The organism is Huintestinicola sp., from assembly GCF_050874005.1.
Taxonomy (GTDB): Bacteria; Bacillota; Clostridia; order Oscillospirales; family Ruminococcaceae; genus Huintestinicola.
In genome coordinates this window covers 53023-63021 of the sequence record NZ_JBNMJV010000015.1, presented here as the reverse complement: position 1 = coordinate 63021, position 9999 = coordinate 53023, and the positions used below count along the sequence as shown (strand labels likewise).

Annotated in this window: 10 protein-coding genes; 1 reads left to right on the top strand and 9 read right to left on the bottom strand. The window is 43.7% G+C overall.

The window, feature by feature from the left end; genetic code table 11:
* The first annotated feature begins 449 nt into the window (after positions 1–449).
* Complete coding sequence (locus ACR0QN_RS07035; protein ID WP_432650490.1) at positions 450–680, top strand: helix-turn-helix domain-containing protein; 231 nt, start codon at positions 450–452, stop codon at positions 678–680.
* A gap of 62 nt (positions 681–742) precedes the next feature.
* Here ACR0QN_RS07035 and ACR0QN_RS07030 read toward each other — a convergent pair whose 3' ends face one another.
* From ACR0QN_RS07030 to mnmE, 9 genes are all read right to left on the bottom strand, one after another.
* Entirely contained in the window at positions 743–1639 is an 897-nt protein-coding gene (locus ACR0QN_RS07030; RefSeq protein WP_432650489.1) for a ParB/RepB/Spo0J family partition protein, read from the bottom strand.
* Between the two features lie 18 nt (positions 1640–1657).
* A complete protein-coding gene (locus ACR0QN_RS07025; protein WP_432650488.1) occupies positions 1658–2479 on the bottom strand; it encodes a ParA family protein in 822 nt (273 codons plus the stop codon).
* Positions 2480–3341: 862 nt separating this feature from the next.
* The gene (locus ACR0QN_RS07020; protein WP_432650487.1) at positions 3342–4178 is read right to left on the bottom strand and encodes a ParB/RepB/Spo0J family partition protein; all 837 of its coding nucleotides are present in this window, start codon (positions 4176–4178) and stop codon (positions 3342–3344) included.
* 116 nt (positions 4179–4294) lie between these two features.
* Entirely contained in the window at positions 4295–5002 is a 708-nt protein-coding gene (rsmG, locus tag ACR0QN_RS07015) for a 16S rRNA (guanine(527)-N(7))-methyltransferase RsmG (protein ID WP_432650486.1), read from the bottom strand.
* 172 nt (positions 5003–5174) lie between these two features.
* A complete protein-coding gene (locus tag ACR0QN_RS07010) occupies positions 5175–5573 on the bottom strand; it encodes a hypothetical protein (protein WP_432650485.1) in 399 nt (132 codons plus the stop codon).
* A gap of 12 nt (positions 5574–5585) precedes the next feature.
* On the bottom strand, positions 5586–5996 hold the full coding sequence (locus ACR0QN_RS07005) for an SRPBCC family protein (protein WP_432650484.1): 411 nt from the start codon (positions 5994–5996) through the stop codon (positions 5586–5588).
* 244 nt (positions 5997–6240) lie between these two features.
* Entirely contained in the window at positions 6241–8130 is a 1890-nt protein-coding gene (mnmG, locus tag ACR0QN_RS07000) for a tRNA uridine-5-carboxymethylaminomethyl(34) synthesis enzyme MnmG (protein ID WP_432650483.1), read from the bottom strand.
* A 24-nt stretch (positions 8131–8154) separates the two neighbouring features.
* Positions 8155–8565 (bottom strand): hypothetical protein, encoded by a 411-nt coding sequence (locus tag ACR0QN_RS06995; RefSeq protein ID WP_432650482.1) that lies wholly within the window; start codon positions 8563–8565, stop codon positions 8155–8157.
* Positions 8566–8567: 2 nt separating this feature from the next.
* A complete protein-coding gene (gene mnmE, locus ACR0QN_RS06990) occupies positions 8568–9947 on the bottom strand; it encodes a tRNA uridine-5-carboxymethylaminomethyl(34) synthesis GTPase MnmE (protein WP_432650481.1) in 1380 nt (459 codons plus the stop codon).
* Positions 9948–9999 lie beyond the last annotated feature (52 nt).

Genomic DNA, 9999 nt, shown 5'->3' with positions numbered 1-9999 from the left:
TTGAAATGTATGACACCTATGGAATACCATTCGGCAGCGGCGGCGTGAAAAATCCACCCTGCTGCGCAGCAGGGTGGATTTTGAACAAATTCTAAATATTCTTTTGTTTTTTCAGCTGTCTACTTGACAGGGGGCACTCCATAAGCTGAACATTAAGCGGCTTTTACTTTGAGAATGATTTTTACGCATTACTCAATAGGGACGGCGGTTTTTACACTGCTTGCAGTACATACTTCCTTTTAGGTTTGTTGTACCACAGCGAGAACAGATCCAAAAATCTGAAGCTGAGGCAAACATTCTCTTGATAAATAATTTTAACATAGCAATTCCTCCAATTTTTCTTATTGCACCTATATAAGTGCAATAATATTATAACATAGGCATATAATAATGTCAATGACTTTTGCACCTATACAAGTGCAAAAATATAACGGGAGGATTTGTTGGAAATGAACAAAGAAATTGAAACCGCAGTAGGAAACAATGTAAGATTACTGAGAGAAAAAAGCGGATTTACTCAGGAACAGCTTGCCGCAAAGCTTCAATTAAGCGGCTGTGATATTACAAGAAGTGCCGTTGCAAAAATTGAGGTCGGTCAGAGACATCTTTATCCCGATGAAATAATTTTGATAAAAAAGATTTTATCTGTTGAATATGATGATTTTTTTAAGGGTCTTTGATACAAAAATCCCGTCATTTTGATTTACGCAAAAATGACGGGATTTTTCTATGCATTTTAAACTCAGTCCGTAGCAGTTTCGCTGATACCGTTGTTATTTTCCGAATTTCCCGACTCAAACAGTATAAGGAAATCCGCAAGGCGGCATAGGTCTTCTTTGTCGCTGAAACTGAGAGTTATCTTGCCCTTTTCACCGCTGCTGCCGCTTATCTTGACTGATCTGCCAAGTCTCTCCTTGAGGCTAAGCTCCATTTCGGTGAAATAATTTTTCGTAGTTCTGCTGACAGCAGGTTCTTTCTTCTCTTCTCCCCTGTTAAGCTCCGCCGCAAGCTTTTCGGTCTGACGGACGCTGAGTTTTTCTTTGATTACCGTATTCAGCGCATAAATAAGGCTGTCCTTATCCTCGATCGACATAAGTACCTTTGCGTGTCCGACGGATATTTCTCCCTCGCCGAGAGCATTCAAAGCCTCCTCGGGAAGGCTCAGCAGACGGGTCATATTTGCAATATATGAACGGGATTTTCCCATAACCTCCGCAAGCCTGTCCTGTGTCATACCGTATTTATCCAAAAGAGTGCGATAAGCCATTGCTTCTTCAACGGGATTAAGGTCTGCACGCTGAACATTTTCCACAATTGCAAGCTCAGCAGCCTCAAGCTCGTCTGTCTCACGGATAATAACAGGGACTTCTTCCATTTTAAGCAGCTTGCAGGCACGCCATCTCCGTTCTCCTGCGATTATCTGATATGTAAGGCCGTTGGGCAGAGGGCGTACTACAATGGGCTGAATAAGACCGTGCTCCTTTATGGAGTCTGCAAGCCCTTTGATATTATCCTCGTCAAAAACGGTTCTGGGCTGAGATTTGTTGGGTTCGATTTCGGACATTCTGAGAGTTTTTATATCCTTGCTTTCAAAAGCGTTATCCTCAAAAAGTATGTCAAGACCTGATCCGAGAGCCATTTATCATACCAACCTTTCTTATATTTTCGCAGAGCCTAAAAGCCTCTTTTTTATGGGCTTTGGCTTGATATCGGTGACGCCGTGACGGGTGAGCATTTCCTCCGCAAGCTTTTCATATGCCTCTGCGCCACGTGATGTTTTGTCATAGTAAATAACCGGTTTTCCAAAGCTTGGAGCCTCGGAAAGCTTTACATTACGGGGAATTACGGTTCTGTACACCTTTTTCGGGAAATGCTTCTGCACTTCTGAAACTACCTGATTTGTGAGGTTAAGACGGGCGTCAAACATTGTAAATACAATTCCATCAATGTCAATATTGGGATTGTAATTTTTCTTGACTCTCTTGATGGACTCCACAAGCTGAGATAGTCCCTCAAGGGAATAATACTCGCATTGAAGCGGGATCAGCACGCTGTCCGATGCACATAGTGCGTTTACCGTCAGAAGCGAAAGAGAAGGCGGACAGTCAATTATTATGTAATCATAGTCGTTTTTAACGGTCAGAAGCTGCATTTTTAGACGGTTTGATCGGTTATCAAGGTTCACAAGCTCGATATCCGCACCTGCAAGAGCCGATGTGCTGCATATTACCGACACGTTTTTATAGGCAGTCTCGATAATTCCCTCGCCAATTCTGCGCTTGCCCATAAGCACGTCATATATGGTCACCGAAACGGATTTTTTTCGTATACCGAAGCCGCTTGTGGTGTTTCCCTGAGGGTCCATATCAATGCAGAGGACTTTCTTGCCCCTGATACCGATACAAGCTGCAAGATTAACGGCTGTGGTGGATTTACCGACGCCGCCTTTCTGGTTAGCTATTGCGATTATTTTAGTCATTTTATCAGTCCTTAAATCTAATTGTTTCACCTTTAATTGTTCCACGTGGGCAGGGGTCACCCTGCAGCAATGTCGCACCGTGAATTTATTATAGTTTTATAATAATCTCTGCGTCTGATTGTTCCACGTGGAACATTTCACATCATATTTTTTATCAAATGGAATAGTGTATTTTTATTATAACATCAATTCTAACTGATTTCAAGTAGCAATAACCATAAAAAATAAAATGTTCCACGTGGAACATTTTACGATAAATATTATGTTGAATAATCTAAAGTATATATAAGTACATACCGTAAATTTGATAAAAAGTTAAATCATTATGCATCTTTGAAAAATGTTCCACGTAGAACATTTACGTGGAACATTCAGTCTGTCGAAAAAAAAACGACAATCATATAATATGCACAAATCAATGCAGAAATTGCTTCGTCAAAAACGTTCCACCGGAACGTTTTTGAGGGTAAGTTATCTCAACCGCTCTACAAGGGGAGGCGGTCGTGTTCGCCTCCCCTCGAAATGCTATCGCATTTCTCACCCCTTGCTCCGTTTTGAAGGATAAAAGGAGATTTCGCAGATAAACTTTGTTTATCATTGCGGAAGGGCGACCAAAGGGCGGGGCTTGTTTACAAGACCAATCGCCCTACTTGGAAACCTGCAAGCCTTTGGAAAAGGCTTGAGCGAAACTTTTAGTGTTATGTTTATTTGTGCAACTTTTTTCATTTCTCCACTTTATCAAGCTAAATGTTCCACGTAGAACATTTACGTGGAACATTTCCTGCATTTTTAACAGACATAGAATGATTTTAAAGTTTTATTGATATGATAGTTTGATCTTGCTGCTGAGCGTCCCCCACTATCAATTTGACGGAATACGGACAACATATTCAATATAGTCCTTTTCCCTGGTCTTTTTCACCTCTGCATTTATCCCCGCCGCCTGCATAACCTCGATTGCGTGGTTTATGGTGTTAACGAATATTCTCACGTCCTTAAAAGCACCTTTGCATTTGCGTATTCTCTGTAACTCCCTGGTCTTTTTTGAATAACTTTCAATAAGCCGCTCGGTGTTTTCAACATTAAGTTTTCTCTCGTAAATTTCCTCAATAATATCCGCTCTGATATCGGGAGACTCCACCGCCAGCAGCGCTCTTGCGTGGCGCTCGGTAAAGCCGTATTCTATCATTTTACGCCGCTCTGAACGTGAAAATTTCAAAAGTCTCACCTTGTTTGCAACTGCCGACTGTGATTTTCCAAGCTTTAAAGCCACGTCCTCCTGAGTAAATCCAAAAAGCTGTGTCATAGCGGAAATTGCCTCAGCTTCCTCAAAAAAATTCAGATCTTTGCGCTGCATATTCTCCGCAAGGGACATCATCGCCGAGCTGCGCTCACTTGCGTCAACGATAATACAGGCTATCTCGGTCATTCCGCAAAGCCTTGCCGCACGAAGTCTGCGTTCCCCTGCGATAAGTTCATACCCCACATCAAGCCTGCGGACGATTATAGGCTGAATAAGTCCACTGTTTTTAATGCTTGCCGCCAGCTCCTCAAGTTCTTCATCGGGAAACCTGCACCGTGGCTGATTGGGATTTGGATATATTCTGTCCATATCAAGCATAACCACCCTTGCGGCGGTTTTTTCGTTCATAATAATTCCGCCTAAATTTTCAAGGGCAGATTTAAAGGGCATTGCCATAATATCATCTCCATTTCTTTATGATATTATTGTAATGCCCTTTATGCATAAAATAAAGTCAAAACTTTCGTGAATATTGCTGATAATCATTCTTCAAAAAACAACTTTCAACAATTTCACAGACTTTTTTTCGAGATCTGACCGCCATTGCGTGGATATTTTGTCGGTGTGGGAGAGATTTTTTTCACAATGACCATAACTCTCTTGTCTCCCGAGGGAAGCTCATAGTTTATGATATCCGAAATTTCGCCGCCGAGAATTTTTACCGCATTCTCCCCCTGAGAAATATCCTCATTGGGTCCCTTCATTGCGATAAAGCTGCCGCCCACCTTTACATAAGGCATACAGTATTCCGCCAGAACAGGGAGCGCCGCCACCGCTCTTGCAATGGCGATATCGAACCTCTCACGAAGCTCATTTTTCCGTCCGCCCTCCTCTGCCCTTGCGTGTATGCAGGTCATAGGCAGGGTCTCACGAGAAACCGCTTCAAGGAAATTTATCCGCTTATTAAGGCTGTCAAGGAGAGTAACATCAAGGTCGGAACGATACAGCTTCATAGGCACACCGGGAAAGCCCGCACCCGTTCCCACATCAATAACAGCCGAATTTTCGGAAATATCCGCAAGCTTAAAAATTAGCAGGCTGTCTAAAAAATGCTTCTCGGAAATGCCGAGGGGGTCTGTTATGCCCGTAAGGTTCATCACCTTGTTGTATTCCACCAAAAGCTCGGCGTATTTGTCAAGAAGCCTGTATTGCTCCTCGTTTACGGTCATACCGCTCTTTTCAAAAAGGGCGGATAGTTCATTGTAGGGAAGTATGGCCATTGTAATTCTCCTGAAAATATTATTGTATTATGTAGATTTAAAATGTTCCACGTTGAACATTTACAACATTTCTCAATTCTCAATGCGCAGATTGATTTTAAAGCTTTGTTTATCTGATAGTGCGACCTCGCTGCGGGGCGACCCCCGCCCACGTGGAACAATTTACTTCAGGTTATGGCAGCACCCACCATTTTGCCTTTTCAAAATCATCGAAAAATTCAACGGGACAGCCCTTCTTCCGAGAAATTTCACGAAGATAATTTCTGTCCCCGATTTTTTTCACACCCACAAACGCAATTTTCATAAACCTTTTCTGAGAACCCACAAAAGTATCGTATATGCAGGAAAGTATGTCATCATCTATCTCAGTCTCGTCAAGATTTACGATAACAAAAGAAGTCATAGAGGGTCTGCAGAAGCTTTTTTTGTCACTTAGAAATTTCTCAATGACCTTTTCCTTCATATCACCCATACCATCAAGATGCTCACACCATATAGAACCGCCGTTAAAATACAGCACAAAGGATTTCTTTCGAAGTCCTGCTTCGGTGTTTATATTTTGAATACTCATTTCATTTGCCCCTTATTTATCCTCATAATTTTTATCCAAAGCCTTTCTCAAGTCCGAAATATATTTCTCCTGCTGTTTTTTCAGATACATTTTAACAAAAGGCTTCATTATCAGCTTCTTAGCTGTCACATCTTCAGTGAACTCAATTTCCGTCTGACCGTCATTCTCCGAAAAAATCCCCGTCCAATGACCCTTCATATTATCATTTTCCATATCAAATTCCCAGCGTTTAAGCTGTTCCTTTGCCGTAACCGTAAATTTTGTGGCATAGCCGTCGGGCGTGTATTCGATAAAACGGTTATCATCTATGACCTCAATTTTTTCAACATCACTTCTCCAAGAGTAATTATCCAAAGATGTTACTATATCCCATACGGATTTTACGTCCGTTTGAAATACAGCCTTAACGGTCGATACAGCCATATTTTATTCTCCCAAAAAAATTTTTATTTTATTGTTCCACGTGGAACATTTTTATATTTCTAACAAGCGCAGAATGATTTTTCAGCTTCATTGATCTGACAGTGCGACCTCGCTGCAGGGCGAACCCCGCTGTTCCACGTGGAACATTTTCAATATTACTAAATGCGCAGAAAGATTTTTCAGCTTTATGCATCTAACAGTGCGATCTCGCCGCAGGGCGACCCCTGCCCACGTGGAACATTTTTTACTTTTCAGCTGAACCCCTCTGCTTGGACAACCAGATAACCAGCACACTAACATCAGCAGGAGAAACACCCGAAATTCTTCCCGCCTGACCGATATTTTCGGGTCTCACCTTGTTGAGCTTTTCAATTGCCTCAAGACTCAGCCCCTCTATGTCCTTGTAATCCACATCGGCAGGCAGCTTTTTCTCCTCAAGCTTGCGGACGTGTTCTACTTCCATAAGCTGACGGGCAATATATCCGTCATACTCGATACGAAGTCCAACCTGCTCGCAAACCTCATAGGGAAGGGGCTTTCTTTCATCATCAAAGGGTGCGGTGTCCTCATAAGATATCTGAGGACGCTTTATCAGCTCGGAAAGGCGTATTCCCGTGGAAATAGGAGCCGTTCCCCTGCTTTCAAGCATAGCATTAAGCTCGGGTGTGGGGCTGACGGTCTTCTTTTTTATGCGCTCGATCTCCGTCTCAATCTGCTCCCTCTTTTTCAGAAATGCAGCATAACGCTCATCTGAAATAAGCCCTACCTCGTGACCGATAGGTGTAAGTCTCTCGTCCGCATTGTCCTGTCTCAGCAGCAGACGATACTCGCTCCGTCCCGTCATCATTCGGTAAGGGTCGGTGCAGCCCTTGATAACAAGATCGTCAATAAGCGTGCCTATGTAGGACGATGAACGGGGCAAGGTTATCTGCTCCCTGCCCAGAACGGAAAGTGCCGCATTTATTCCTGCAATAAGTCCCTGTGCTGCGGCTTCTTCATATCCTGAGGTGCCGTTGAACTGCCCCGCACCGTAAAGTCCGGAAATTTTCTTGAATTCAAGAGTGTGCCGCAAATCCTGAGGGTCGCAGCAGTCATATTCAATAGCATATGCATTTCGCATAACTTCAACATTCTCAAGACCCTTTATCGTCCGCAGGAATTTAAGCTGAACGTCCTCGGGCAGCGACGAGGACATTCCCTGCAGATAATACTCGTCCGTAGTAAGTCCCATAGGCTCAATAAACAGCTGATGACGGGGACGCTCGGTAAACCGCATTATCTTGTCCTCAATAGACGGACAATATCTTGGACCCACCCCGTGAATACGTCCCGAATACAAAGGCGAACGGTGAATATTATCCTTTATGACCTTGTGAGTTTCCTCGTTTGTGTAAGCCACATAGCAGGAAACGATGTTTTTAAGACCCTCTCGGGGTGTCTCAAAGGAAAAGGGCTGAATGTCCTCATCGCCGTCCTGACGTTCAAGTTTTGAAAAATCAATGCTCCTTTTGTGGACACGTGAGGGAGTTCCCGTTTTGAAACGGCGAAGCTTCACCCCAATGCTCTCAAGGCTCTGAGACAGATATCTTGCAGGAAGTGTGGCATCGGGGCCGCTTTCATATGATACATCGCCCACGTGAATAACGCCCTTCAGATAAGTTCCCGTTGCAACAATGACCTTTTTCACATTATACTGCGCACCCAGAGCGGTGACGATTCCCTTCACAACGCCGTTTTCGACAATTATCTCGGCAACCTCCGCCTGCTTGATATCAAGATCATCCTGATCCTCGCAGACCTTTTTCATATATTCGTGATACTTGACCCTGTCCGCCTGAACTCTGAGGCTGTGTACCGCAGGACCCTTTCCACGATTGAGCATACGGCTCTGAATAAAGCATTTATCGGCGGATTTGCCCATTTGTCCGCCCAGAGCGTCTATCTCACGGACAAGATGTCCCTTAGCTGTTCCTCCTATGGACGGATTGCAGGGCATATTTGCAATTGCGTCAAGGGAAATGGTGAACAGGGCAGTCTTTACGCCAAGACGTGCACTTGCAAGCGCAGCTTCAACACCTGCGTGACCTGCGCCGATAACGGCTACATCATAATCATCTATATAATACTTTTCCATTGTTTGACTTCCTATCTATAAGAATTACCACCACAAAGCGGGAAATATTTCTGCAAGCAGATGCAATGCTTCTGTCATTTCAGCATTTATTTCATCATAAGTCACATCATCGTCCGTCAGTTCATATGTGAGATAGCGGCGGCATTTTTCCTTGATAAATTCAATGGCTTCAAGCTCAGTGTATGTCCTGTCCTTAAATTCAAAGGTGTTATACTCAAGGTCAACTACCTTTCCGCCTTTCTCGGTAAACATCATCAGACGTGAATAAAGCCATTCAGCCATACTTGTATCTAAATTCCACGTTTCCCGCTCGTCAAAACCGTATTTTTTTCTCTGCTTCTTAAATTTTTTCTTTTGCTTGTGACTTATTTCGGAGTAATCGCTTCCATACTCCCCCTTTTTAAGTCCAAGCTCTTCAAGATATTTGTTTTTCATAATTATTTACCCACGCAGAAATGTGAAAATACTTCATTAACAACCGCCTCGGACACTCTCTCCCCCGTAAGCTCAAGCAAATAGCTCTGAGCCTCGTCAAGAATGATGTTAACAGCGTCAAGAGTTGTTCCCGAGGATATGGCAATAAGGGCTTCATCAATGCATTTTCCTGCATTGTCAAGGCATTGCTTCTGCCGCTCGTTTACCGAAATGTCATTGTAAATATTACTGTCTGTAATAAATATATCATATAATACATTTTGTAATTTATCCTTGCCATCACCGTTTTCGGCGGATATTTCAATGACATTTTCAAAAGCGGCTTCAATTTTTTCCTTTTCTATAAGTGAATTTTTATCGCTTTTGTTTATGCAAGCAATTACCTTTACACCCGAGAGAGACTTGCAGCTTTCAATAAGTTTCATATCATCATCGTCAAGAGGTGTGCTGTTGTCAAATACGGCAATGATAAGGTCGGCGGTCTCAAGACGGCGGCGTGCTTTTTCAATTCCCGCACCCTCCACAATGTCCTCTGTCTCACGAAGCCCTGCGGTGTCCGAAAGTCTCAGAACGATGTCACCCAGACGGACAGATTCCTCCACAATGTCCCTTGTGGTTCCGGGAATATCGGTGACAATGCTCTTTTCCTCGCCTGCAAGCAGGTTCATAAGAGTGCTTTTGCCAACGTTGGGCTTGCCTGCAATGACCGTATCAACACCCGATTTGAGTATCCTTGTGTTGTCATAGCCTGCGCTTATTTTCCTTATTTCGGAAAGCACATCTGTGAGAACAGCAGTCATATTTTCGGGACTAACCTCGGGAATGTCCTCATCGGGATAATCCACCCAGGCATCAAGCTCTCCAAGCAGTCCCAGAAGCTTATCCGAGCAAGCCTTAATGCTCTTGTAAAGCGCACCCTCTTTCACATTTGCCGCCCTGCGGTAAAAGGCTTTTCCCTCTGCGGAAATGATATCCATTACCGCCTCCGCCTGAGTAAGAGACAGCTTGCCGCTAAGGAAAGCACGCTTTGTGAATTCACCTGCACCCGCAGGCATTGCGCCGCAGTCATAAACCGCCCTGAGAACTCGTTCGGTTATAAAAATACCACCGTGGCAGGATATTTCAACCACATCTTCACCCGTATATGAACGGGGCGCACGGAAAACTGTGAGTATACAGTCGTCAAGCTCCTCCCCGTCCTTTGAAAAGATCTTTCCGTAAGCGCAGGTGTAGCCTTCCATTTCCGAAGGCTTTACCTTTCGTGAAACGGGCTTAAAAAGCATATCGGCTATCTCAAGGGCATTGTCCCCCGAAATTCGTATCATTGAAATTCCCCCTGCCGCACGGGGGGTGGAGATGGCGGCAATGGTATTACCCTGCATAATAATAACTATTCCTTTCCCGAGAGTTTTTTCTTACGAAAAAAACTCGGCT